Source organism: Deltaproteobacteria bacterium, assembly GCA_016180855.1.
Classification (GTDB): domain Bacteria; phylum UBA10199; class UBA10199; order JACPAL01; family JACPAL01; genus JACPAL01.
Genome location: JACPAL010000004.1, coordinates 1 through 23413 on the forward strand (window position 1 = coordinate 1; position 23413 = coordinate 23413).

Consider the following 23413-nt stretch of genomic DNA (forward strand, 5'->3'; position numbering starts at 1 on the left):
TGGAGGTCACCAGGATGCGAGACTTAAACTCAAGACTAAGCCTGTAGGGACTGTGACTGAAGTTTCTCGGACCCGGGTTCGATTCCCGGCGCCTCCACAAATTGATAGTCCAGTAAAGTCCCAGAAAGTCCAAAAGCCTGTGTAAAAACGGGCTTTTGTGCTTTACTTTCGTCCAACAAGAAATTAGGGTGTCCAGTGACAGATGCCCCCATTTGGGGGCAACTTTGGGGGCAACTGCCAAACCCAAACATCGAGTTGCCCCCAGATCGACCGCTATGCCGCTAACAGACACCGCTATACGGAATTGCTGCCCCCCTGAAAAGACCGTCCGTCTCTTTGACGGTGGCGGGCTCTATCTTGAGGTCGCTCCCAGTGGCGGGAAGTGGTGGCGGTTAAAATATCGGTTTGACGGGAAGGAAAAACGGCTCTCCTTGGGTGTCTACCCCACCGTAACCCTCAAGGTGGCGAGGGAGCGTCGGGAAGAGGCGAAAAAACTCTTGGCCAACAAGGTTGATCCCGGTGAGAACCGCAGGGCGGTCGAGTTAGCAAGGGCCGAGCACACGGCGAATACCTTTGAGGTGATTGCGCGGGAATGGCTCACCAAACGGGGGAGTGAGTGGTCGGAAGATTATTGTGCAAGGCTTCTGCGGGGACTTGAAAAAAACGTCTTCCCCTGGATTGGTGGGCGTCCGATCGCTGGTATAACAGCACCCGCATTGTTGTCAGTCCTGCGTCGCATTGAGGAACGTGGGGCCTTTGAAACAACCCATCGGGCTCTACAGAATTGTGGACAGGTATTTCGTTTTGCCATCGCCTCCGGACGGGCAACAAACGATATCTCAAGGGATCTGCCCGATGCCTTGCAGCCTGTTCCTGAAAATCATTTAGCAGCCATTACCAAACCACACGAGGTCGGCCAACTCTTGCGGGCCATTGATAGTTACCGAGGGGACTTTGTGACTCGATGCGCCCTGCGTCTGGCCCCCTTGCTGTTTGTACGCCCTGTTGAACTCCGAGAGGCCAAGTGGGCGGAGTTTGATCTTGAGAACGCCCGCTGGGACATCCCACAAGAAAGGATGAAGATGCGACGGCCTCACGTTGTCCCTCTCGCACGACAGGCAGTCGAAATACTGCGGGAGTTACACCCCCTAACGGGTGTTGGGCAGTATCTCTTTCCCAGTGCACGGTCAAATTTAAGGCCGATGAGCAACAACGCCATCTTAGCGGCACTCCGCCGGATGGGATATTCCAAGGATGACATGACAGGACACGGCTTTCGGGCGATGGCGAGAACGATCCTCGACGAAGTCTTGGGCGTTCATCCCAAATTTATCGAACACCAACTGGCCCACCAGGTACGCGACTCGGCAGGAAGGGCCTACAACCGCACCACCCACCTGCCCGAACGCCGGAAGATGATGCAACAGTGGGCGGATTATCTCGACGAACTCCGAGGCGGGGCCAAGGTGATATCACTGACCAGTCAGGTGGCGTGATGGACTACAAGAAACGAACCCGAAATTTATACGAGCCTACCTCGACCGAGCCATTCAAACTAAGTCGCTCACGCCTTGAAAGCTTCATCCAGTGCCCCCGGTGCTTCTATCTAGACCGCCGGTTGGGGATCGACAAACCCTCGATGCCAGGCTTCACGCTTAATATGGCCGTCGATGTGCTCCTGAAAAAGGAGTTCGATGTTTATCGCGCCAAGGGAGAACCGCACCCCCTGATGAAAGAAAACGGTGTGGATGCCGTTCCGTTTCGACATAAGGACCTCGATATCTGGCGCGAGAATTTCAAGGGTCTTGAGTACCACCACAAACCGGCCAACCTGATCATCAGCGGTGCCATCGACGATGTGTGGGTTCAGCCTGACGGCAAGCTGATCGTCGTCGATTACAAGGCCACCAGCAAAGACGGTGAAGTCAGTCTCGATGACGAATGGAAAGACAGCTACAAGCGCCAGGTGGAAATCTACCAATGGATCATGCGGGGCATGGGCTTCGATGTCTCGGATACCGGATACTTCGTCTATGCCAATGGTCGGAGGGATCTCGACGGATTCAATGGCACACTCTGTTTTCATATTCAGTTAATCAAGCACGTTGGTGACAACTCGTGGGTGGAAAAGGCGGTTCGGAACGCCTGCGCTTGTCTGAAATCAGAAACCTTGCCGTCCTCATCCGAGGCCTGTGAATTTTGCGCGTACAGGTCGCTCAGTAAAGAGGTCGAATGAGACTGATTCTAACTTAAGCTGATATAGAGGTGAGTTGTGGAATGAAAAAAATATCAACCGTATTTTTCGCGAGATCGTCGAGAGAAATGGCGTGTCTGTCTATGGTAAATTCCTTCTCCGTCCTTTCATAGATAAAGTATGGCTCAAGTTCCCTATCTGTAAGCATGATGACGCGCTTCCGATATTGATCCTGGGCTTTCTTGCATCTTTCAATTTCTTCCTCCGAGAACCCATCCAACTTTGAAAACAGAATGAAGACGTCGAATCTTTCCCTGGGGAAGGCGTCGGCTACCTTTGCCAAATTCGCTACGTCCTGTTCGGTGATCTCTTTTCGGGTCTTACACTCGCCAATCACAATTTGGACTTTCGGTCCGTGTGCCCTGGTGAGCAACACAAAGTCAGTTTCACATTTGTCAATGGAAGCCGTTTTGGGTTCGATCTCCATTGAAGTGGAATAAATAGCAGGATTCATGTGGGTGAAGGTGTCCAGCTGTTGCAAGGTGAGGGTAACAGGAATGCTGCCAGCTTGATTATCGTCCCGGCCGAATAACCCGGACCTCCGATATGCCCAGTCCCGATCACGAAGTTGAGGAGTGATGTCGAATTCATTCCCACAGTAATCACAATTTAATCTGGTTTTTACATCATCAAGATGCTTCCAAAAGGTAAGTTCACAGCTCTTACATGTCAGTTCTAGACCGGCTCTAAACACCCCATTCTTTACGAGGTATTTCAGCACATCTTCCGGGGACAACTTCGGGGTTTCACGAGATTCTATGAACAGATGCTCAAATTGTGAAAAGCGCGGTGGTGGAGCTTGGGGATCTCGCTCGCAAAGATGGGGAGGAATTTTAATTTCATGATGACAACGTTCACAGCTTACAACGGTTTTCAGCCCGTCAAAAGGTGACCAGAATGTAAACAGGCAGCCTTCACACTTGAGTTCCACCCCAATTTTGTAAGCTCCGTTGTCAGAAAGGTGCTTCAAAGATTTTCCAACTTTGCTCGATACTGTAAGCTGTGCATTGTCCTGCCGTATGGTTTGGATTGCTCCGCCCCGTGTAAAGGATTGATCAGGGCCATAATTTTCAATCAGGTCACGTACTCCACTGATTTTGAAAACTCGACACCCTTGAAGTCCTTGCAATTGTTGTATGAGTCGGTTGCAAATCAATCCTGCTGGGCTGGGTTTGGATTCCATTCCAAAGGCTTCAAACGTTTTTGAAATCACTTCTCTACAGCGCAAAGCATTCAAGGTCATAATCTCTTGATGAATCCCAATGACCACTCCCAGTCCTTCCCATTCAGCTCTTGCTCCGTTCCACTCAAAGTGACATTCACGCCCGAAGTATTCATTCAACTCAGGAATGTAAGGGACTTGTAATGTCCAATCTCCTCCCTTGGACAGGTCAGTAATCGGCCAAATAGAGACGATTGCGTGTTGGTGACAAAGACGACTGTCCCGTGAGAATGGCCTGTCCGGAAGCTCAAAGGACACAACGGGTTGTTCTTGATTTTTTGAGACGGTGGCTAAGCAGGATTGAGAATCAAAATGCATCACCGGAGGTTTAATGTTTAGGCCATTCCAGATTCCACCGTCGCTGTCCTGAGAGCCAACGGCACACCTCATACCCTTTGACTCAAAGGCAGGAATATCCCTTAACACCTCATGGTTCTTCCCCCAAACAGCAACCCGCTTACCATCACCAAACCGTGATGGCCGCGCCAAAATGGCTTTGGTGTAGTTATCTTTTAAACCATCGAGGCGTTGTGCATGGCTGGGATCATAAAAGAACAAATCAATATCAGAGGCTCGCAGATTCCAGAAATTAACCACGTCCTCAAAATCATTTGCATCGCCGTAATAAAAGCCTTCTCCCTCCCAATGAGGATTGCAATCTCTATGCAAGAGAGTCTCGATCAGCGCGTTCGGGAAGAACCTTTTATGAAGATCGTTGGGGACGGCACTTTGTTTGTTGAGTGTGAGTTTTACAGGGGTGAGGTATTTCTCAAACATGGATTCATACTTATGCCCTGTCTCCTCCGGTGGAGGATATGCTCCCATAGTTGCCAAGAAGATTCTCGACAAAGGGTCATCTTGATCCCATTGGAACAAGGAAGGCGTAGCACGAAGAACCGGAAGATTTTTCTGTTGCTCTTCATAGATGAATCTTAACGGGTGCTGTACGTCCAACGCGGTGTTGATTTTACCATCCAGACCGTCGATAAATAATTCCTTGTGGAATAATGGCCAAGGTAAATGAGGAAACTGCCCGATGAACTTCTCCATTTCAGGGTCACTTCTCATTGGGTACAAAGCATCTACACGAAACGTATTGATGAGCTTGCGGGCGAAAGTGAGGTCGCTAATGGGAATAATGGGATTGTGTCTACCTCCCCATAGCGTGTGGCTGAATCGCATTGCTTCTTCAAGCTCCTGGAAGTTGCCCTCATGGACACACCATCCGATTTTGATGGGCCTATATTCCACACGTATGCTTAACGAGCTTTGCATAGGCATTACCTTTAGAACTTTACTACCCTCAGTGAGGTCATAATGTCATAAACCACCAATTACGATTCGGATTTGGGCAGGTCTCTGATTGCCCAATAGGGCTCCGTGTCGAGAAGATTTTTTTGTCAACCTGAGACCTAACCCTTTCATTTGATTTCATAAACCTTCAGCACCTCATCTCCATAATGATTGATTACTTTTATAGCGATCTTGCCGGTTTTGGGTGTGTCGAAGGGTAGGCTCTTCGTCGAATAGAGAGCAGTCCATGCGGCCTCATCAATTTCAGCCTTTAGAGCACGTTTAAGTTTTTCGTAAGGCTCATCTGCTCCAGTAAAATAGGCATGGCGGACGAAGAAACTCTCCCCATTGTAGGCTGTATCAATAAACCAACAGGCGATATCATCGGTCGAGCGATTACGGATCTCCCCAGTGGTTGGGTCGTAAACGTCCACGCCGTTAATTTCGACGACGATTTTGCCATCCTTTTGCTTCTTGATTTCAACGTCGGGTTCCCCAAAGACGGTGAAGAGATTCCCGGCGCCTGTTTTTTTGAGGAGTTCGTCTCCCATTGCGAGGTCTGGATTCATTCTGGCAATGAGTACCGTCAATTTACCAAAGTTTTTTGTTTCTTCATTCACGTGGGGATCAAAAGCAAAGCCGCAGATTACGAGAAGGTCGAAACCAACTCCTTTGACGGCTTCCTTTGCCGCCTCTTTCACAAGCTCGGGACCAACTGTTCCATTTTCAGGCCCAATACAGATCGCCACGCGGCGCGTTTTTCCAGTTTCTGAATATTCTCCGACTCCGTGAATATAGAGACCTGCATATGGTTCCAATCGATCAAAGATGAGCCTTTCTTTCTTGATCGTATTTTGAACACCTGCCTTTTTCAGATTTTCCAAAATCATTGTTTCGAACTGCCCTGAACCCGTTGCCTTAGTAGCTGCTTTTTCGGATTCTGGACGGTCGTCCGACGAGAGGACTCGGTGCGGAGAGAGGCTTTCAACGGTAAAGGGTCCTGTCACTCGAATGCGCCGATTGTCCTCATAGGGCTGATCGTAGAGGGTTTCAGTATCGGCGCGGCGAGCAATGGCCGCATCGATTTCTTGGAGGCTCATACCTTTCTTGATATCCGGATTGTTTGCTATTGATTTAAGAGTGACATGAGGAACTCGCTTATAGACAAAACCTTTTTTGACATCGCCTTCGGTTTTCTGATCAGGAGGCAGCTGCCCAGAAATTTCCGCCTCTTTTTTCAGACCCTCAGGTGAATCCGCAAGAATATAATATGGATATTTTGCTGCCATCAACCGTGTGCGGGCCAATGCCAAAGCAACACGCGAAGTATCACAAGTAATCCACCGTCGGCCCCACTGCTCGGCCACATATGCCGTCGTCCCGCTCCCGCATGTCGGGTCGAACACTAGATCGCCGGGGTCGGTTGTCATCAAAATGCACCGCTTCACAGCTTCAGTTGCTGTCTGAACAACATAGACTTTTGGATCTGTCCGGCTCTGAATTCCTCCAATGTCCAACCAAACATTTGACATTGGAGATGCTGCGAAATCATCCAAGAATCGCAGATAGCGAATGGAGTTGCCTTCAACAAAAATACGTCTTGCATACTCTAGACGCCTTAGGCCATCGACTGTTGTCTTCCAATGCATCCCAGTAGGTGGTGCCCAGGATTGCCCTTCAAATTGAAAGGCTTGATCCGCATTTGATGGTCCTTGGGATGTCAGCTGATCTGATACGGCCAGACGATCCATTCCGTGCCCCAAGTCAGACGCGGCTTTAATAGTTTCGAGTGGACGGTACTTACTCGCACCAGTTTCCCCTTCACGCTTTTCGCCATAAAGACTTCTAAATTTGCACCTCTCTTTGCATTTCGCGTACCACAATACTTCATCACAGATATTGCTCACGAAATCTGAGGAGAAGCCCGTTGTTTTTGCAAATGCAATCTGAGATACGAAGTTCTCCGCACCGAGCACCTCATCCATTACACACCGCACGAGGTGGACGTTTTCATCGCCGATTTGGACGAAGACACTGCCGCTTTCGGTGAGGAGTTCGCGGGCGGCGGCGAGGCGGTCGCGGAAGTAGGCAAGATAGGAGTGGATGCCAAGCCTCCAGGTGTCGCGAAAAGCACGGATTTGTTCGGGCTGGCGGGTGGCGTCTTCGGCCTTGCCGTCTTTCACGTCGCGTTTTCTGGTGGAGACCTGCCAGTTTGAACCGAAATTGATGCCATAGGGAGGATCGACATAAATCATCTGAACCTTGCCTTTAAGGCCCTCCTTTTCGGCAAGGCTCGTCATAACCATAAGGGAGTCACCCAAGACCATTCGATTCGCCCAATTCTGCTCGTGGTGGTAGAAGTCGATCAGATCTTCAAATTTGATACCGTTAAAATCAGCGAAGAGCGAGACTTGCCCAGGCGCTTCTTTTTTCGCCTCAGCCTTCAGATTCTCAATGATTGCTTGTGGGTGGATTTTTTCCTGGATGTAAATGGGGACCGCCGGCACAGCCAAATCTTGTGCATCCTGTTCGTCTTTGCCTTTCCAAACCAATTGAGGATCGAGGGAAGGGTCGCGCGGATAAAGCACCGTCTTAGGTTTTTTCTCTTGTTCAGCAACAAAATCGCGAAGTTCCTCCGTGGGAATGTTGCTGCGCTTGTCCTTGTGTTTGACAACCTCAATAGGAACGGATCTCTCCGCTTTTCTCCGAGCCATTTTTACCTCACGTTTCCAACTTGATTTTTTTCAATTCACCGCTGATCGTATTCTTTGCATCCCAAGGATCTGCAATCTCAAGGAAGGCCCACCGGCCGAAACCGCCGTGATTATTGACCGCAGGAACCCATAAATCCCTCGCCGTACCCACCTTAGCCGCCTTGTCCTTCTTCTTTTCACCCGTCACCTCAATAATGAGATTCAGCGGATCTCCTCTGCCATTGTGAAGGCACACGACGAAGTCCGGGATGTAATTCCTTTCCTCGCCGTTGATCGTGTAGGGAATCATGAAACCAAGATTGAAATTTTTCACGTAACAGACAACGTCATCCAATTCATCCTCCAAGACCTGGGCCATTTTCTGTTCCCAGGATTCCGTATCGGCCACCACGTGGCTGATATGGCACTTGGATGGATTGGTCACGTAGACGGGCCGGGTCGTGTCGAAATCGACGTATCGGGTGGAACCCACGGTGTCATAAGGTCGAAGAATCGGCTTGAGAATCTTTTCGCCTTGGTAAGATCGGACGATTGCCTTGTAAATCCGGTCGGAGGCGTCGTGGGCAAGCCCGATGAGCAAGAGCATCTGAGGGAAAGTGTTGTCTTTGCAGATCACGCATTCCGATAACCAGCGCTTGGCAACGGAAAGGAGTTGAGGAAAGAGCCACGATTTCACCTCGCTATCGAAGCGATGCTCCTTGGGCTTGTCCGATGAAATTTCACCATCCGCCCGGAAGTATTTCTCCAACGTGAGTTTTGCGAGGAGGAAGGCTACTTCTTGCGGACGACGGCGCTTCAAATCGTCTAGGGTATGAATGCTACTCTCACCAACGATGGGGGCATTTTCCGTCTTGGTCGGGACGTCGGCGGTCGTCAGGGCCAGTTTTGAATCATCCGTAAATCGAACCTCAAACCGTTCCTCCGGCATTTCAAACCGGTAGCCCAAGAGACGCGGGAACGTGATTTCACAATCAATACGATCCTCCAATGCACGCACGCGAGTAGGAGTCGGACCGGGCTTTGGATTGGAATTTGATCCGGAACAAGGAATAAATGAGAAAGGAACGCCGTAGACCTCGGCATACTCAGGCGTAAAGAAACTGCGTTCATCCGCCGCGTAACTCATGCGACGCAATCCACGACCGACCACTTGTTCACATAGAAGCTGCGTTCCGAAGGCGCGAACGCCAAGGATGTGAGTCACCGTATTGGCGTCCCAACCCTCCGTTAGCATGGAGACGGACACGACGCACTTCACGTGTTCGCCGAGCTTCCCCGGCTTGCCAACGGTGTTCATCACTTCGCGAAGGAGATCTTCATCCGTGAGTTCTTCGGCATCTCGACCCGGGAAACGAACACGGTATTCTTCTTTGAACTCATCGATTTCCTTCTTTGCCATAAGTTTGAATTCATCACTCATGGCTTCACCCGATTCGAGCTGTTCGCTGTCAATCAAGACGGTGTTTGGGTGCAGAGCCCACTTGTGGTGCTCTTCATTGCTGAAAATGGGTAGTTTGCCCGGAACAACGACGGAAGAACCGTCAGGCATCGGTTTTTCCCATCCCGCGACATAGTCAAAGACCAGCTTGGAAACATTGGTATTGTTGCACACCACGATAAAGACAGGAGGCGTCAGGCCTTTGAGCAGACGCGCTTCTTCGTTTTCCGCCCATCTGCGATAATTTTTTTCGTAATTTCCATAAAGGCTTTGGAGCGCGCCTTCCAATTCAACGGGAAGTTTCGGGTCTCCGAGGATCTCATCGGTTCGCCGCCCCTTCTTGGGTAGATGCTCACGAATGCGCAACCACAGGTCACGATAGGTCGGCTGTTCACCGGTCATGGAATCGTCGGCCACGGGCACACGAGGCACCTTCACAATCCCGGATTCAATGGCGTCAATCAGGGAAAAATCCGAAACAACCCATGGGAAAAGAGTTCCCTCGGGATACCCGGAACCTTTCAGAAAGAAGGGAGTCGCGGAGAGATCGTAAACCACTTTGGCGCCGATCTTCGACTTGATCGCCTCAAGCCCTGAGATCCAGATACGAGCCTCTTCGTCTCGTTTCTCCGCCTCTTTCTTTTCGTCCCCTTTAAGTTGCTCTCCTTCACCGTCAGGTTTTCGGCGGTAACAATGGTGGGCTTCATCATTGATGACCATGATATTCTTCTTGTTACCGAATTCACGGCAGACCCGATGGACCATTTGGTCGGGCGTTTCCGTAAAGGGACTATTTCCTTCACGGGCGAGAATACTCTTGGTAAGTTTTCCGGCCGAAACGCGTTCCTTAAGTTTGAAGGCATGGAAGTTGGTGATTAGAATTTTGGCCTTGCCGAGTTCCATCATCAAATCTGATGAAAGGACGTCGCGCTGGCGGTAATAATTTTCCGGATCGTTCGGAAGAAGGACTCGTAGACGATCGCGGATCGTAATGCCCGGAGTAACAATCAGAAAAGAATCTGAGAAACGAGCGTCTTGAGGATTGGCAAGTTTGTTGAGCGCGTGCCAAGCGATGAGCATCGCCATGACAACGGTTTTACCGCTGCCGGTCGCCATTTTAAGGGCCATGCGAAATAGCAGAGGATTGGCGGCCTCGTTTTCCCGGCGCAGGTCGTTCTCGATCCAGGGATCATATTTGCCGGCGACCTCGGTGATGTAGATCGCCGTCTCAAGGGCTTCAATTTGGCAAAAGAAGAGTTTCTTGTCGCGGGCCGGATTATTCCAATACTCCAGCAGAGCGCGCGTGGTTTTTGTGACGCTGGTATAGCCGCCGCTTCGCCATTGGGAAACTTTTGCGCGAACGCGATTGATAAACTTGTTTTCTTCGACCCGGTCTTGAGTCCATTCCGTATCAAATTGTAGTTGCTTGCCCTTCTTCTTGGGCCTCGCGACGGGGATAAAGTAAGAGCTGATCCGACGTGACTCAACGATTTCATCGGTGATGCCGTCATCCGTGAATCGAAAATGTCGATTTGGCTCTGCAAAGGGAGAATTGATGATGGGATTTTCGATGACGACTTGTTTCATGCATCACTCTCTGTTGATTTCTTATCTAACAACCGCGGCATCCGATCATGGCCCGCCAGTTCCGTGTATTGATGGAATTTCATCTTTTTACTTTATTATCCCCGCGCCTTTGACCACCGCTCAGCTCACTTTTAAGTTCTAAAAGCCGACGAATAAGAAACGGTTGAGGCATTCGCTTTCCGTTCTCCCAGTGGTTCACCGTGCTGTAAGTCACCCCTACCTTTTGGGCAAACTGCTCCTGTGTAAGATCCAGTTCTCCTCGCAATTTTTTGACTAGATTGGCCACCTCATTTGCTGTCATAAATTACCCCTCGTTTATGTAAGGTGACATAGTGTTCTACATGGTCCGTAGGGTGTCAACGAAAGCTTTTTGTAAGAGGAGTCAGAGGAAGGAGAAGTGCTCTTATTTGTTAAATTTCCTCAGCAGGTCGAGGACGGCCGCCTTCGGCGATGTCTTGCAGGCTTTGCAAATCAGATAAAGCTCAACGAGGTCCACACGCCGCTCACCCTGCTCGATCCGAGCCACGAAGGAATGCTCCCGGCCTAGTTTTTTGGCTAAGTCTCTCTGCGTATAGCCAGCCTTCTTCCTGATCTGCACGATTGCCTCATGGACCGCCCGCGCCATACGAGAGTGGATTGTCTTCTGCATGCTCGCATAATGCGATCAAATCAACGTTGCTTCCAAAATGAGAGCAGGATATACTCAAGGTTCCCATGAACCCTTCCAGCTTCGTAAAATCAGAACCCATCGACCTCAAGAACAGCAGCGAATTTAGTGAGAAATGGCTTCAGGAGAAGATTGCCGAGGACCCTTCGATCTTGGGGTTAGGTGACTTGATCCTCAAGGACAAGGAGCGGATTCAACCGGGGGCCGGTCGGCTCGATCTCCTTCTCCAAGACCCGGAGGATGACCGGCGGTATGAGGTAGAAATACAACTGGGGAAGACGGACGAGACCCATATTATCCGAACCATCGAGTATTGGGACATCGAAAGAAAAAGATACCCTCAATACGATCATTGTGCCGTCATCATCGCGGAAGACATCACCAGCCGCTTCTTGAACGTCATCAATCTCTTCAACAGCCATATTCCCCTCATCGCTATTCAGATGAACGCGTGGAAGGTCGGCAACCAAACGACGATCACTTTTACGACCGTCATGGACCTCCAAGAACTGGGCTTGGAGGAAGAAGATCAACCATCAGAGGCGACCGACCGGGCTTATTGGGAGAAAAGGGGTTCCAAGATTACATTGGAGCAGGTGGACGAGATCGAGCGGCTCATCCAAGGCTTTGCATCTGGTTACAAGCTCAAGTACAACAAGTTTTACATCGGCTTGGCGAAGGATGGGCAACCTCTTAACTTCACGGTCATCCGACCCCGGAAAACTACGATGAATATCGACATCAAGCTCCCACAATCGAAGGAGATTGATGAAAAGATCGAATCCTTGGGCTTGGACATGCTGGCCTATGAAAAACGGTACGGCAACTACCGACTGCGACTCACCAAGGAGGACTTGGAGAAGAATAAGGACGCCCTGGTGCAGTTAATCCGATCTGCTTGGGAGAAGATGTCGTAAGAAGAGGGAACTTCTCTTTCTCCTGTAGAAATCACTGCCCATCGGTGCTACAAAGTCAGAAGGATGGCGCGTAAAAACACCACACCTCAAAAGCCCAAGTATCAGTACACAGATAAAGAAACCTTCGTTCGGGCCCCGGGAGCGAGGCTGAGGGTATGGAAAATCAATGGCGGCTCATGTTAGGGGCCCAGTAATGTCGAGGGCAAAATCTCCGCCAATCAGTTATGAGGGGGCGCTAGCTATCGCGAAAAGAGAACTCCGACTGCTCGATCACCTTAGTGATGTCGCTATGGGTCATGATTTTATTCCTAAATCCCTTGTATACCTCAATGATGATACCCTGGATCGTGATGAAGCACTAAGGAAGGCGGCAGAAATTGAACTAGAGAACGCGATGAAGACGAAAAGTGCCTATAGTTTTGATAACGCTTGTGAGCTTGTCGCAAATCTGGTTGAGCGGGGGAAACCATTATCGGGTAAGTTGGCCCAGTGGGCCGCATCTATCCTGAGAAGTCATGAAGGATGGGCGAGCCTTTCAGATGGCAAGCGGATAAAGCGCCCCCGGCAGCATGGCCCTGCTCCTCAAAAAAATTATTTTCGCAATGAGGCAATAATTGAAGCGATTGATGCCTTGCGCAAAAAAGGACTGACCCCGGGGCGGAAACTGGACAGGGGTCGTCCACACTCCTCAGAATCATTATGTGCCTTCGACGTGGTGAAGTCTGCTCTTGCGGGACAAGGGGTGACTTTGGGTGACAAAGCTATTGAGACCATCTGGCATAGTCGCCCTAGAGCTAGCAGAAGAAGTTCCCCTTTGACGAAGTAGCGATTTGTTTCCGAAGCAGTCCCTAAAAGTTACCCCCTTAACGTTCAGGTTTAATTCCCACCATTTTTATTCCAAAACGGTGCTGTGAAAAACAATAAAAGTCATTGGCAACCGCATAGTGCCGAAGGAGGACAGTGATGCCTGAACATGATCATCCCGTTATCTTGCGGCGCAAAGATGTTGAACGCAGAACGGGCTTGAAGCGATCAACCTTGTATCAAAAAATTTCCATCGGTGCCTTTCCACGACCTATCCAGATTGGCCCGAGGTGCGTTGGTTGGCTCATAGACGAGGTGGACAGCTGGATTCGTAAGTGTGTCGAAACGTCCCGAAACTCAAACAAACAACAAGGAGGAAACTAAAATGGACAACAACATACCGCGACTGCCTCTTAAAGGGTGTGACATGTGCGAGGAATCCTTTCCCGAGAGTGTTGTGCAAGCGAAGCCCAATAAGCCCATCGAGGGGGAGCCACCAAAAGAAAATTTTTTGTATAAGGATAGAATCTGTTTTTTCCACGAACTTGTGCGGTCCGTTATTGCTCTTGAGGAAAAGGAATACAATATGAACTACTGGCAGAATTGTGACGCAGATGAGCGGATGTGCCTGGAAGATATGTTGGCCGCCTGTGGTGATTATTCATCAAAATTACTGAATGAACGACGGTCGCGCCAGCTTTTGCTGGATTCTGGTTGTCGCATAGTAGGTCAAGGATATTTTGGCAACGGGGTGAAACTTCTAATAGGCACATCAGAAACTACTCTCCGGCTCTGCCTCGTCGTAACACCATCTGAGCACGCTAGGGCAAATGATGAGTTAGAGGATTTCAGAAAATTTGACTGTCCTCCCTATTGTCGAAGAGAGGTCCATCATTGGCGGCATGATCAAAAACAACCCGACATCGAATTGATTGGATTAAGTACCGGGAATAGATCCTCACTGGCTGCGCAAAGCAATCCTCAAAGTTGCCCCAAACAGTCAAGCATCTCGGAAAGCATTGAGTCAGAGGCGAGAAACACGCAGTGAGCCTCTCAACCCGAGAATACAGAAATGAGCGCCGCAGAGAGAGTCAGTTTTTCCACAAGCTGATCTCAAGAAACCCTCTCAGCCCAAAAACTCTGGAATGGATGGCCGAGAACGGTAAAGCGTATAGCTCAGCGACATTGGATCGCTACGGTGTTCACGAGGGCGTTCTTGCTCGTTATCAAAGAAACGGCAGCTACTCGCCAGCTGGTGGCTTCCGAGGATTCGTCTGTCACCTCAGTGTGATCATCATACCCGTTGGGCCTGTCCAGCGTTGTTATGCGTATGAACTTCCGAAGAGAGAACGCTGGCGCGTGATCCCTGCTGGTTACGGCGCGCAGTGGTTGGGAGACTTGTCTCTATCCGAACTGATCCTTTGCGAGGGTGAGTGGGACCTCTTTCGGCTCCATGACGAGGGCTTCCACAACGCAATCACTCACACAGCCGGTGCGGGGACCTTTCTCAAAGAGTGGGTTCGCCTATTCCAAGACAAGAACATCTTCATTGTCTACGACGTGGACGCCGTTGGCCTCAAAGGGGCTCGTAATACAGCGAGGCTGCTGCATGAGGTTGCCAATGTCAGATTAGTAAAACTACCGCTGAAGGGAACCCCAGAGGAAAATGACGTTTCGGATTTCTTTCGTTTAGGGGGAGCTGCCGATCAACTGAGGGCTCTATTACGAGAAGGGAAAAAGTATGAGCGACCGATTTTTTTCACAAGAAGGGACCGAGCTTTCCTGCGAGCTGGACGGATTTCAATATAAGATCCTTTCGTATACCTGCTCATCAGATGGGCTTGGAATTAAGGCCGTAGTCTCACTCAGTAAAGATGGACACGAAATGATCCGTGATGAGGTCAAACTTTGGACCCGAAAGTCGAGAAGTAAATTCTATGAGTCGATTACTGATAAAGAAAAAATCGACAAGCACTTATGCAAAATCGAGGATGAATTAAAACTTTTCGTGCACGATTTTCTTGAGGGTTCTAAGAAGGACGACGCCCCGAAAGAATTGTTAGAAGAGGAAAAAGCCGAGGCTATGAAACTGTTGTGTGATCCTAGCCTCCTCTTTAAGGCCGGACAGGCCATCGCGAAAAATGTTGAAGGAGAGCGCGAGAATACTTTGTTATTATACCTTGCCCTTACATCAAGACACTTGGCGAGACCAATCAACATTGTGTTCAAGGCCGAGTCGGCAAGTGGGAAGAACTATGTCGTTGAAAATACCCTGAAACTCTTCCCCTCCAACGCTTACTTGAATATGAGTGGCATGTCAGCGCAGGCTCTTGTCTATCTGCAAGAGAGTTTCTCTCATCGCTTCCTGATTATCGCAGAGATGTTGAACCATAGAGGAAAGGAAGCGGCTGACTATAATCTAAGAACTCTTCTCTCAGAGGGTCGGCTGATCTTCTATGTTGTCACGTCCGATCCGAAAACGAAGCAATTTGTAACACAAAAGGTCGAGCGAGAAGGCCCCACAGGTTTGGTGACAACAACCACCAGCCCCTCTCTGCACCCGGAAAATGAGACGCGGTATTTTTCGTTGGCTCTCAACGAGTCGGATGAACAAACAAAATTGGTCAAAAAGAGACAGGCACGGTCCTTCATTGAAAGGCCACAGCAAAAGAACGACTGGAAAATCTGGAAAGACGCACAGAATTTACTTGAACCTGTAAGGATTCAAATTCCTTTCGCCGAGTCTCTTGCAGACCTCTTACCTGACAAACCAATTCGGATAAGACGCGACTTTCCTCGTCTCTTAGCCATCATCGAGGCAAGTGCCTTGTTACATCAATTTCAACGTCAGTCCTTTGTTCAAGACAGCACAAGGGTGGTAACGGCAACACTGGCTGACTATTATTTCGCCAGAGCGGTTGCGGGGAAAACGTTTGTCGAGTCGCTGCACAGTATACACCCTAGATTAAGGCTGGTGGTCGAAACGGTGGGAGACCTGTCTGTAAGCGATATGTCTGTCTCAACCCTGCAAATCGCACAGAAGACTGGTCTATCCAAGCAGTCGCTTTCAAGGTGGCTCAACCGGGCCGTTACCAATGGGTATCTGGAGTGTCCCGACAATGAGGTCGAGGGCAAGCAAAAGCATTATAAACCTGGGCTGGAACTTCCGGAAGAAGGCGTCTCGGTTCTGCCCTCAGTGGAAGAGCTTGCAGAGCTGGTTCCACGAACGGGACAGGAGATCGCCTTTTTTGACCCCCTTACGGGGGAGGAGACCAGGCTTGTTTGGGACGATGAGGCTAAAAAAAATCTTTGTATGGGGGTGCGCTGAGACACTGGAACGGTTCTACAGACCGTCTCACCGTCTCAGTGCAACCCCTATGAGAAAAAATTATGGGTTGGGTTCTCGTAAAGAAAACTGAGGAAAACAGGGTCTTCTCTGACAGCCGCACGAAAGACCGTGTTTGGGAAGCCTTCTTACTTGAGGAAGGCAAATTAACGCCGCTCAGTGAGGAGTCGATCAGGGAGAAAACTGTCATGGAGCTTGTCAATGGCCCCTATATTCTCCGAATGGATCTCCCCACCCAGGGGCGGGTCTACTTCGTTGGAACTGACGAACCCTACCTGAAACTCATCGGCGAAGGGAAAACTGTCCGGTGGCTCCATGACCTGTTTGAGGGCGTGAGACAAGACCTGATCCGGAAGGGACTGCCTGCCAACACCTCGATCTATCGTTGGACTGTCTCGCAGGTTTGGACCCATCAGGCGACCCTTGAGACGTTTCAGGGGGCCACAGTAACCACTTAAAAAAGGAGAACCCAATGGAAGAACCCAATAAAATCGCAGTCCCACTCAAGGCAGTAGAAGATTGCGTTGATTGTAAAGAGATCGTGCAAAAGCTTGTAAATGAAGGGAGGAAAGATATCAAATTTGACGAAGGCGCTTTGAGAACGAGTTTTCTCTGCCCCCATCCCTGCGTCTGCTATTTTCATGAACAGTACCGAATCCTAAAGGACGCCAACCGTCGTATAGAGGCAGGAGCTAGCTTTGAAGAGCAGAATAAAATTGTACAAGAGGCTAAGCATAGAATTGCTGAGCACTTAATGACTGGTGGTTTTGTCCCGGCGGATGACTGGGATGATCCTTCTGATAACATTAATCGGGCAATAAAGGATTTTGAGGAATACTATTTTGAAGGTGGGGGATTTGCCCCAGAGAACTTCAAAGGCTGATATGGCACGAAACCACGCCAACATTCCCCATGATTCTGGCGGAAAAACTGACTCGGAAGTCCATGACTCGCAAGGCGATTCACTTGACCCCACCCCCCCGTCAAAAATCGATTTGAGAGATGCACACGCGGTCCGTCGCGAGCTTGCTTCTGTCTATCGAGACATGCGGTCAGGTAAAATTGAATCCCAGCACGGTACCAGACTTAGTTACGTACTCGACCTGCTTCGGCGGGCTTACGAAACCGCCGTGCTTCAAGAACGGCTTGAACTTCTGGAACGCACCATCGACCATCGGAGAAACTGCCCATGAAAGCCGACCGAGTTGCGAAACTGTATGGTGATCTAACAAACAAAGAAAGAGCCGCTTTGTATTTTCGCTACATCTGCGACCGGAATGAGCTTGAGATGGACCGCGTGGAATCATCTGTTCCTTGGAAGAATTACTGCTGCATTGATTTTCAATATAGCGACTGGCGAGATAGTTTTTTCCATATGGCCTTAGTCTGGGCTTTAGACTGCTGGCGGCTTCGCACACGACAATGGGCGGCATTTGCACTCATCCACCTTCTTATGCAAAGTGGGGAGCGAGATCAGGCACACGAGGTGATGGCTGAGCATAAACGTCTAGAGGCGCGTTTGCTGGCGATGGACCGAGCCCTAGAGGTCACATGTGCCGAACATGGATTGGAGGCTGAAGCCGTGCGACGGCTAACAGGCACGCCAACATTCGACCCCCTGTTTCCCGAACTTGACCCTGATTCTGGTTATCAGGCCGAGGTGCAATTGAATCTGTCCCGCTGTTTGCCGGTCAGATAGAAAAGGAGATACGCGCTTAAATCGCTTGTCAAACCACGAGGACTGTCATTTATGAGTATGGAGATGATGCCGCCCCCCATCAACCCGAACAACTACGCCTTCATCGACAGTCAGAATTTGAATCTGGCGATCCGGGAGCAGGGCTGGGTCCTCGACTTCAAGAGATTCCGAAAATACCTGGAAGACAAATACAAGGTCTCGAAGGCGTTTCTTTTCATCGGGTTCATTCCTCAAAACCAAGACCTGTACACATCACTTCAGAAGGCGGGCTACATTCTCGTCTTCAAGCCCACACTGTCTTTGCCAGACGGTAAGGTGAAGGGGAACGTGGACGCGGAACTCGTCCTTCATGCGATGGTCGAGTATCCGCATTACGACAAGGCGGTGATCGTCACCGGCGACGGCGATTTTTATTGCCTGGTGGACTATCTCAAGAAGAACGACAAGTTGTTGAAACTGATGATCCCAAACCGGACTCGGTACTCGTCCTTATTCAGAAAGCTGATGAGCCATATCGTTTTTATGAACGAGTTGAGAGGCAAGCTGGAGCACAGTAAGGGGTAAAAAAAAGAGGCATTACCTCAGGGACGAAACCCTTCGGATAGCCTCAGATCGTGATTCAAGATCATTATCCCATGACGGAAGGCAACGTCAACATGGAATTGAGTGAGATTCAAGGGTGGGGGCAACTTTGGGGGCATCTCGATTGACGGCGAGAGATGAAGTCTAGTAATTACAGAGGTTTATAAGGCGGGTTCAATTCCCGCCGCCTCCACAATTTAGTTGTCCAGTAATGTCCCATGAAGTTCAAAAGCCTGAGTAAAAACGGGCTTTTGAACTTTACAAGCAGTCTGGAAACTGCTCGAAAGGAGGTTGGACGAGGGTGAAATGAAGCACACAAATAAAAGATTCTTTGAAAGGCTAGGTTCGTTTCCGAACACACGGCATGGAGCCGACGTTCACCCTTCAAAGAATCAACCGCACCTTAACAAAACATGGCGGATTTTGTAAACAGACCGATGAACAGATTATTTACTTGGGAGATCGACGGGAATTCCTTGCAGGGTATCAACTTCCTTCCTTAGCCCATTGAGTTGATCTTTCATTTCCTGTTGTGCTTTTTGGGATTCTTGTAATTTCCGCAGCATCTCTTGCTCTCGATCGGTACTCTCTCGAATAAAATCCTGCTGCCTCTGAAGCAAGGTGTATTGACTGACTGAATTGTCCCCGGCAAAAGAGGGATAAGGGACTCCAAAGAAATTTAACAAAGAGGCAATCTTTGGTTTTAATAGATTTGCGTAAAGGGGAAGAAAAACATCTTCTCCGATCTGATAAAAAATTTGCAGGGCTGAGATGGCGAAGAGACCCCCGAAAATCATCGGATGCTTATTTTTGAAATTAAGCAGCGGTTTCCAAAAGTTTAATCGGAAAAACTGAAAAGTGACTCCAAGCGCAAGGAAAGCCGGGAGGCCCCCGATTGGGTAGGAGAGAGGGGCCATTTTTTCGATAAGCTTCTGATTGGATGGACGATCGTTACGGAGTTGAAGGGACCCTGAACCTCGATCAGAATTGACAGGCCGGATCATGAAGGTCAACTTCTAAGCTGGCCTAAAAATCCTGTCAATCTTCTATTAAGTCGTCTGACCAATGAACATGGGGGGCCGCCCAAACCGAACGACCTTTTAAACAGGCTTGAAAACGAGTGTGGGTGTGCTATATTTACGGCGTATGGAATCAGTCTCCCATTTTATTGATTGTTCCAAAGATGTACTGGGTGGCGAACCGGTGTTCAAGGGGACACGGGTTCCTGTGCAAACACTTTTTGATTATCTGGAATCTGACCATCGTCTCGAAGAATTTCTGGATGACTTTCCCACAGTCAGTCGTGAACGAGCTATCGGTGTCCTCGAGTTTTCCAAACAGACGGCACTGTCCCAGGCGGTATGAAAATCCTCTTGGATGAATGCCTCCCACGGCGTCTCAAGAAATTATTGGGACAGCACGATGTTGTTACCGTACCCGAAAAAGGATGGTCAGGAACCAAGAACGGCGCTTTGCTTCAATTGGCAGCCTCGGAATTTGATGTGTTCATTACCGTCGACAAAAATTTGCAGTATCAACAGAATTTGAAAGAGGCCCCGTTGGCAGTCGTTGTTCTGGTTGCCGCTGATAACAAAATCGAGACTTTGACGCCGCTGATGCCGAAGGTTCTCGATGCCCTGACAAAAACACCACTGCCGTCTGGAAGCTCCATAAGAATCTCTGCTGCGTAAAAAGTTGGGGGCAACTTTGGGGGCGTTTCCCCGAGCTGAAAACTGTCCCGGCCAGCGTCCGACAGTTTTTTTCTACTTCAATGGCCAGCATCTTTTTATCGGGTAGGGCGGCTCTGCATGCGGTGATTAGGAAGAATAATCACCGCATATTGTGCGGAGATTGTTCTTGCCTTTTGCGGTGAATCGGGCCCATAATAACCGCAGAAAGTGCGGAGATTATGACGACCTATATCCATGAGCTGAAGGCGTGGCCGAAATTCCGTTGGGACCATGAACGTTTGGCCTCCAAGCTGGCCGCCGTACGGCACCGGCAGGGACGGTTCATTGGCCGGATGGAGGCACTTGGATTCAAGCTGCGCGCGGAAGCTGCCTTGGAGGCCCTTACTGAAGAGGTCATTAAGTCAGGCGAAATAGAAGGTGAGATCCTCGACAAGGACCAAGTCCGATCCTCGATTGCGCGCCGGTTGGGTATGGATATCGGGGCATTGAGACCCGCCGACCGCAACGTGGAAGGGGTTGTCGAAATGATGCTCGATGCCACTCAAAAGTTCGCCGATCCGCTGACCGCTGACCGCTTGTTTGGATGGCACGCCTCTCTGTTTCCTACCGGGCGTAGCGGCATGACCAAGATCACGGTCGGGGCATGGCGTAAAGACAAGGCCGGCCCGATGCAGGTTGTTTCCGGTGCGGTGGGCCGCGAGCGGGTCCATTACGAGGCACCCGCTACGGGACGCCTGCACTCGGAGATGAAGGCATTTCTGAATTGGTTCAATAAAGATGAACCCGCCGATTTGGTTCTCAAGGCAGGCGTTGCTCACCTTTGGTTTGTCACCATCCACCCTTTCGACGACGGCAATGGTCGTATGGCACGCGCCATCGCCGACCTTACGCTCGCGCGCTCAGAGAACAGTGTGCAACGCTTCTACAGTATGTCGGCGCAGATCCGGGAAGAGCGAAAGGCCTATTATGACATTCTCGAAACCACACAGAAGGGCAACCTCGACATCACGCCCTGGCTCGATTGGTTCTTCTGCTGTCTTGATCGCGCCTTTGACGGCGCAGAAACCATTCTCGCGGGTGTGATGAAAAAAGCACGCTTTTGGAAAGAACATGAAGGCCAATCCTTGAACAACCGGCAACGCCTTGTCATCAACCGTCTTCTCGATGGATTTGAAGGTAAGCCCGAGTCGGGCAAGCTTACTTCGTCGAAATGGGCGAAGTTAGCCAAGTGCTCGCAGGATACGGCGCTGCGTGACATTGACAATCTAGTCGTGCGGCACATCCTGGTCAAAGACCCAGCACGTGGGCGCAGTACCAGCTACGCTCTTGCAGAGACTCTACGAAAGGAACCTTCTGATGAATGAACATGGGTGCAACTGACTTGACGACTTAAGATGAAATCAAGTGATCATGAGAACTTAGATGGTTAGGTCGATTCCCCCCGCCTCCACATATTGATAGTCCAGTAAAGTCCAAGAAAGTCCATCACACATGCTGGTGCCAGGCACGCGTGGCGATTCGCACTGCTCGACTCGTTCAGCCACGCGATCGCCGCTACATGTTCAGGACGCGGATCGGGAATGGAAAGGACAAAACCCATTGCCGGATGGCAAGTTATTGAAATTGCTTATAAATCATCAGGATTGAGAACAAAATGCCTGTCTGAGCGGCGACCTATTCTGGATTGATGCAACGGGGATCGGTGGGATTCATCTCACAATCAGGTTCGTCCGATTGGATCGGAGGGGTGTTCCCGTTGTTTGTGCCTGTGGTATCATCGGGGTCAATTCTTCCGTAATTGCGATCCCACACAGCACGGTCAACCTGTTCCCCTTGCGAATTTCGGTCGTCGCAGAGGCTCGGTTGATCCGGATCTCGGAACGTCCGCTGGTCTAATTCACAATCGTCTTGTTTGAAAGAATGTACGGACTCTTCAATACAGGTCACAACCATTGGTCGTTCTCCCGTCTGATTAGGGTCCTCCGGGTCCGTTCGACCGGGATCTCCATTATAATCGATGTCTTCGCCCCTTTCTTTTGCCTGCTCCATCATCTCCCTCTGGCACTCCTCAGGGATCTGACTTCCACCCGATGCGGGATCAATCGGCGTGGTGGTTGTTTTGTCCGAAGGGGGATCCGTATCCTCTTCCTCCTCCTCTCTCTCTTTCTTCGGAGGAGGGTTTTGCGGCGGGGGATTCTGGGAGGCGACTTCGGCGATATCAGCATTCGTCAACTCGGGGGCACGACCCGTTACTGTGTTGGCCATCGGTTGACTAGACTGACTCTGGCCATTTGCCGGTGTCGTGAAGCTGTAAGTTTCTCCAAACATCGGTCCACCGGTGAAGGTAAAGTTTCCACTCCCACCAGCTGTAATGCTGCCACGGCCTCCAAAACCATTAACGGAAAAAGAGCCTGCAGACCCGACCTCGCCACGGTCGTTGACACTGATCCCCTGGGTGACGCTCCAGTCCGCGACATGCTCGATCGGATTTGGATCCACGGTTTGTGGCGGCTCACCAGAAATTTTCATTAAAGTGGCGAGCATATTCTGAGGCTGAAACTTCGTGCTGGGTGCCATACAGGAAAGGATCCCCATCATCTTTAAGAAATCCGGCCTGCTCTGAGCGATGCAGTTTTTCAGCTTCGTAGTCGGATCCAGACTGGCGGATGCCCGGACCTCATCGAGGAATGTCCGGGCACTGCCGCAGGTATCGATGTTTGCAGGATCCGTCCTAGGGGATGCCCTCTCGTCTGCCTGGAGATCTGGAATACCACCGGGACCGTTTTCGGCACGGCACTGATTTCTGACGTTCAGTTCTTCCGAATCACCCAGACTTTTTAATTCCTCAATCAAGGCCTCCATGTCGGAGCTGTATTTTAGGTTAACGACAAACTGTGTGGGGAGAACGCTTAAAGACGCTTCATGCAACGGCATGACGGTGAACCATAGACCTCTTTCTTTTTTTGATTTTGAAGGTCGTTTGGTGATTTTTTCCTTAAGAAACCTTTTGGCAGCCTGCCTTTGAGTGAGATCGGTTTGTCTCTTCACCTTTGAGAAACAATAATGGGGAGAGACGGTCAGTGAGAGCGCGGTCATGAGGACGGCCCCAACAATTCTTTCTAATAGAAAACTGTTCATTATAGCTATGTTTAGCAACACCCACGCCAGCGGCGGTAATTTTATAACTAATTGATATTAA

The 23413-nt window shown here is 50.0% G+C and carries 23 protein-coding genes and 1 other RNA gene; 17 read left to right on the plus strand and 7 right to left on the minus strand.

Annotated elements, in window-relative coordinates; translation table 11 throughout:
• The 3 genes from ssrA to HYT77_02225 form a co-directional block, all read left to right on the plus strand.
• Window positions 1–100, plus strand: a transfer-messenger RNA (tmRNA) gene (gene ssrA / locus HYT77_02215); the annotation flags it as partial.
• Window positions 101–275: 175 nt separating this feature from the next.
• Window positions 276–1496, plus strand: a complete 1221-nt coding sequence (locus HYT77_02220) for an integrase arm-type DNA-binding domain-containing protein (GenBank protein ID MBI2066816.1) — start codon at window positions 276–278, stop codon at window positions 1494–1496.
• On the plus strand, window positions 1496–2236 hold the full coding sequence (locus tag HYT77_02225; protein ID MBI2066817.1) for a PD-(D/E)XK nuclease family protein: 741 nt from the start codon (window positions 1496–1498) through the stop codon (window positions 2234–2236). The genes HYT77_02220 and HYT77_02225 overlap by 1 nt, the downstream gene beginning before the upstream one ends.
• Window positions 2237–2249: 13 nt before the next feature.
• Here HYT77_02225 and HYT77_02230 read toward each other — a convergent pair whose 3' ends face one another.
• From HYT77_02230 to HYT77_02250, 5 genes are all read right to left on the minus strand, one after another.
• A complete protein-coding gene (locus tag HYT77_02230) occupies window positions 2250–4751 on the minus strand; it encodes a hypothetical protein (GenBank protein MBI2066818.1) in 2502 nt (833 codons plus the stop codon).
• A gap of 146 nt (window positions 4752–4897) precedes the next feature.
• Entirely contained in the window at window positions 4898–7483 is a 2586-nt protein-coding gene (locus HYT77_02235; GenBank protein ID MBI2066819.1) for a site-specific DNA-methyltransferase, read from the minus strand.
• A gap of 7 nt (window positions 7484–7490) precedes the next feature.
• On the minus strand, window positions 7491–10508 hold the full coding sequence (locus HYT77_02240; protein ID MBI2066820.1) for a DEAD/DEAH box helicase family protein: 3018 nt from the start codon (window positions 10506–10508) through the stop codon (window positions 7491–7493).
• Window positions 10509–10587: 79 nt separating this feature from the next.
• Entirely contained in the window at window positions 10588–10809 is a 222-nt protein-coding gene (locus HYT77_02245) for a helix-turn-helix transcriptional regulator (GenBank protein MBI2066821.1), read from the minus strand.
• A 102-nt stretch (window positions 10810–10911) separates the two neighbouring features.
• On the minus strand, window positions 10912–11157 hold the full coding sequence (locus tag HYT77_02250) for a helix-turn-helix transcriptional regulator (protein ID MBI2066822.1): 246 nt from the start codon (window positions 11155–11157) through the stop codon (window positions 10912–10914).
• A gap of 65 nt (window positions 11158–11222) precedes the next feature.
• On the opposite strand from HYT77_02250, the gene HYT77_02255 reads away from it, so the two are divergent.
• The 11 genes from HYT77_02255 to HYT77_02305 all read left to right on the plus strand — a co-directional run bounded on the left by HYT77_02255 (window position 11223) and on the right by HYT77_02305 (window position 18505).
• On the plus strand, window positions 11223–12092 hold the full coding sequence (locus tag HYT77_02255) for a hypothetical protein (protein ID MBI2066823.1): 870 nt from the start codon (window positions 11223–11225) through the stop codon (window positions 12090–12092).
• A 193-nt stretch (window positions 12093–12285) separates the two neighbouring features.
• Window positions 12286–12918, plus strand: coding sequence for a hypothetical protein (locus HYT77_02260; GenBank protein MBI2066824.1), 633 nt, complete (start codon window positions 12286–12288; stop codon window positions 12916–12918).
• Window positions 12919–13055: 137 nt separating this feature from the next.
• Window positions 13056–13280 carry an AlpA family phage regulatory protein gene (locus HYT77_02265; protein MBI2066825.1) on the plus strand — a complete coding sequence of 75 codons (225 nt, stop codon included), beginning with the start codon at window positions 13056–13058 and terminating at the stop codon, window positions 13278–13280.
• The gene (locus HYT77_02270; protein MBI2066826.1) at window positions 13234–13944 is read left to right on the plus strand and encodes a hypothetical protein; all 711 of its coding nucleotides are present in this window, start codon (window positions 13234–13236) and stop codon (window positions 13942–13944) included. The genes HYT77_02265 and HYT77_02270 overlap by 47 nt, the downstream gene beginning before the upstream one ends.
• Window positions 13941–14705 carry a toprim domain-containing protein gene (locus HYT77_02275; GenBank protein MBI2066827.1) on the plus strand — a complete coding sequence of 255 codons (765 nt, stop codon included), beginning with the start codon at window positions 13941–13943 and terminating at the stop codon, window positions 14703–14705. Before HYT77_02270 ends, HYT77_02275 begins: the two co-directional genes overlap by 4 nt.
• On the plus strand, window positions 14638–16224 hold the full coding sequence (locus tag HYT77_02280; protein ID MBI2066828.1) for a hypothetical protein: 1587 nt from the start codon (window positions 14638–14640) through the stop codon (window positions 16222–16224). Before HYT77_02275 ends, HYT77_02280 begins: the two co-directional genes overlap by 68 nt.
• 62 nt (window positions 16225–16286) lie before the next feature.
• Window positions 16287–16700 carry a hypothetical protein gene (locus tag HYT77_02285; protein ID MBI2066829.1) on the plus strand — a complete coding sequence of 138 codons (414 nt, stop codon included), beginning with the start codon at window positions 16287–16289 and terminating at the stop codon, window positions 16698–16700.
• Window positions 16701–16714: 14 nt separating this feature from the next.
• Entirely contained in the window at window positions 16715–17125 is a 411-nt protein-coding gene (locus tag HYT77_02290; GenBank protein MBI2066830.1) for a hypothetical protein, read from the plus strand.
• A 1-nt stretch (window position 17126) separates the two neighbouring features.
• The gene (locus tag HYT77_02295; GenBank protein ID MBI2066831.1) at window positions 17127–17435 is read left to right on the plus strand and encodes a hypothetical protein; all 309 of its coding nucleotides are present in this window, start codon (window positions 17127–17129) and stop codon (window positions 17433–17435) included.
• Complete coding sequence (locus HYT77_02300) at window positions 17432–17941, plus strand: hypothetical protein (GenBank protein ID MBI2066832.1); 510 nt, start codon at window positions 17432–17434, stop codon at window positions 17939–17941. Before HYT77_02295 ends, HYT77_02300 begins: the two co-directional genes overlap by 4 nt.
• 63 nt (window positions 17942–18004) lie before the next feature.
• The gene (locus HYT77_02305; protein MBI2066833.1) at window positions 18005–18505 is read left to right on the plus strand and encodes an NYN domain-containing protein; all 501 of its coding nucleotides are present in this window, start codon (window positions 18005–18007) and stop codon (window positions 18503–18505) included.
• A gap of 464 nt (window positions 18506–18969) precedes the next feature.
• Here HYT77_02305 and HYT77_02310 read toward each other — a convergent pair whose 3' ends face one another.
• Window positions 18970–19320, minus strand: a complete 351-nt coding sequence (locus HYT77_02310) for a hypothetical protein (protein ID MBI2066834.1) — start codon at window positions 19318–19320, stop codon at window positions 18970–18972.
• A 349-nt stretch (window positions 19321–19669) separates the two neighbouring features.
• Here HYT77_02310 and HYT77_02315 point away from each other — a divergent pair, with 349 nt between their 5' ends.
• From HYT77_02315 to HYT77_02325, 3 genes are all read left to right on the plus strand, one after another.
• Window positions 19670–19888 carry a DUF433 domain-containing protein gene (locus HYT77_02315; protein MBI2066835.1) on the plus strand — a complete coding sequence of 73 codons (219 nt, stop codon included), beginning with the start codon at window positions 19670–19672 and terminating at the stop codon, window positions 19886–19888.
• The gene (locus tag HYT77_02320) at window positions 19885–20214 is read left to right on the plus strand and encodes a DUF5615 family PIN-like protein (GenBank protein ID MBI2066836.1); all 330 of its coding nucleotides are present in this window, start codon (window positions 19885–19887) and stop codon (window positions 20212–20214) included. Before HYT77_02315 ends, HYT77_02320 begins: the two co-directional genes overlap by 4 nt.
• A gap of 218 nt (window positions 20215–20432) precedes the next feature.
• Window positions 20433–21578 (plus strand): Fic family protein, encoded by a 1146-nt coding sequence (locus tag HYT77_02325; GenBank protein MBI2066837.1) that lies wholly within the window; start codon window positions 20433–20435, stop codon window positions 21576–21578.
• Window positions 21579–21888: 310 nt separating this feature from the next.
• Here HYT77_02325 and HYT77_02330 read toward each other — a convergent pair whose 3' ends face one another.
• The gene (locus HYT77_02330; GenBank protein MBI2066838.1) at window positions 21889–23352 is read right to left on the minus strand and encodes a hypothetical protein; all 1464 of its coding nucleotides are present in this window, start codon (window positions 23350–23352) and stop codon (window positions 21889–21891) included.
• Window positions 23353–23413 lie beyond the last annotated feature (61 nt).

Excerpts from the sequence above, each read along its gene's own strand:
- HYT77_02220 (MBI2066816.1), top strand. The coding sequence starts at position 276 with ATGCCGCTAACAGACACCGCTATACGGAATTGCTGCCCCCCTGAAAAG.
- HYT77_02225 (MBI2066817.1), top strand. The coding sequence starts at position 1,496 with ATGGACTACAAGAAACGAACCCGAAATTTATACGAGCCTACCTCGACC.
- HYT77_02230 (MBI2066818.1), bottom strand. The coding sequence starts at position 4,751 with ATGCAAAGCTCGTTAAGCATACGTGTGGAATATAGGCCCATCAAAATC.
- HYT77_02235 (MBI2066819.1), bottom strand. The coding sequence starts at position 7,483 with ATGGCTCGGAGAAAAGCGGAGAGATCCGTTCCTATTGAGGTTGTCAAA.
- HYT77_02240 (MBI2066820.1), bottom strand. The coding sequence starts at position 10,508 with ATGAAACAAGTCGTCATCGAAAATCCCATCATCAATTCTCCCTTTGCA.
- HYT77_02245 (MBI2066821.1), bottom strand. The coding sequence starts at position 10,809 with ATGACAGCAAATGAGGTGGCCAATCTAGTCAAAAAATTGCGAGGAGAA.
- HYT77_02250 (MBI2066822.1), bottom strand. The coding sequence starts at position 11,157 with ATGCAGAAGACAATCCACTCTCGTATGGCGCGGGCGGTCCATGAGGCA.
- HYT77_02255 (MBI2066823.1), top strand. The coding sequence starts at position 11,223 with ATGAACCCTTCCAGCTTCGTAAAATCAGAACCCATCGACCTCAAGAAC.
- HYT77_02260 (MBI2066824.1), top strand. The coding sequence starts at position 12,286 with ATGTCGAGGGCAAAATCTCCGCCAATCAGTTATGAGGGGGCGCTAGCT.
- HYT77_02265 (MBI2066825.1), top strand. The coding sequence starts at position 13,056 with ATGCCTGAACATGATCATCCCGTTATCTTGCGGCGCAAAGATGTTGAA.
- HYT77_02280 (MBI2066828.1), top strand. The coding sequence starts at position 14,638 with ATGAGCGACCGATTTTTTTCACAAGAAGGGACCGAGCTTTCCTGCGAG.
- HYT77_02285 (MBI2066829.1), top strand. The coding sequence starts at position 16,287 with ATGGGTTGGGTTCTCGTAAAGAAAACTGAGGAAAACAGGGTCTTCTCT.
- HYT77_02290 (MBI2066830.1), top strand. The coding sequence starts at position 16,715 with ATGGAAGAACCCAATAAAATCGCAGTCCCACTCAAGGCAGTAGAAGAT.
- HYT77_02295 (MBI2066831.1), top strand. The coding sequence starts at position 17,127 with ATGGCACGAAACCACGCCAACATTCCCCATGATTCTGGCGGAAAAACT.
- HYT77_02300 (MBI2066832.1), top strand. The coding sequence starts at position 17,432 with ATGAAAGCCGACCGAGTTGCGAAACTGTATGGTGATCTAACAAACAAA.
- HYT77_02305 (MBI2066833.1), top strand. The coding sequence starts at position 18,005 with ATGATGCCGCCCCCCATCAACCCGAACAACTACGCCTTCATCGACAGT.
- HYT77_02310 (MBI2066834.1), bottom strand. The coding sequence starts at position 19,320 with ATGATTTTCGGGGGTCTCTTCGCCATCTCAGCCCTGCAAATTTTTTAT.
- HYT77_02315 (MBI2066835.1), top strand. The coding sequence starts at position 19,670 with ATGGAATCAGTCTCCCATTTTATTGATTGTTCCAAAGATGTACTGGGT.
- HYT77_02320 (MBI2066836.1), top strand. The coding sequence starts at position 19,885 with ATGAAAATCCTCTTGGATGAATGCCTCCCACGGCGTCTCAAGAAATTA.
- HYT77_02325 (MBI2066837.1), top strand. The coding sequence starts at position 20,433 with ATGACGACCTATATCCATGAGCTGAAGGCGTGGCCGAAATTCCGTTGG.
- HYT77_02330 (MBI2066838.1), bottom strand. The coding sequence starts at position 23,352 with ATGAACAGTTTTCTATTAGAAAGAATTGTTGGGGCCGTCCTCATGACC.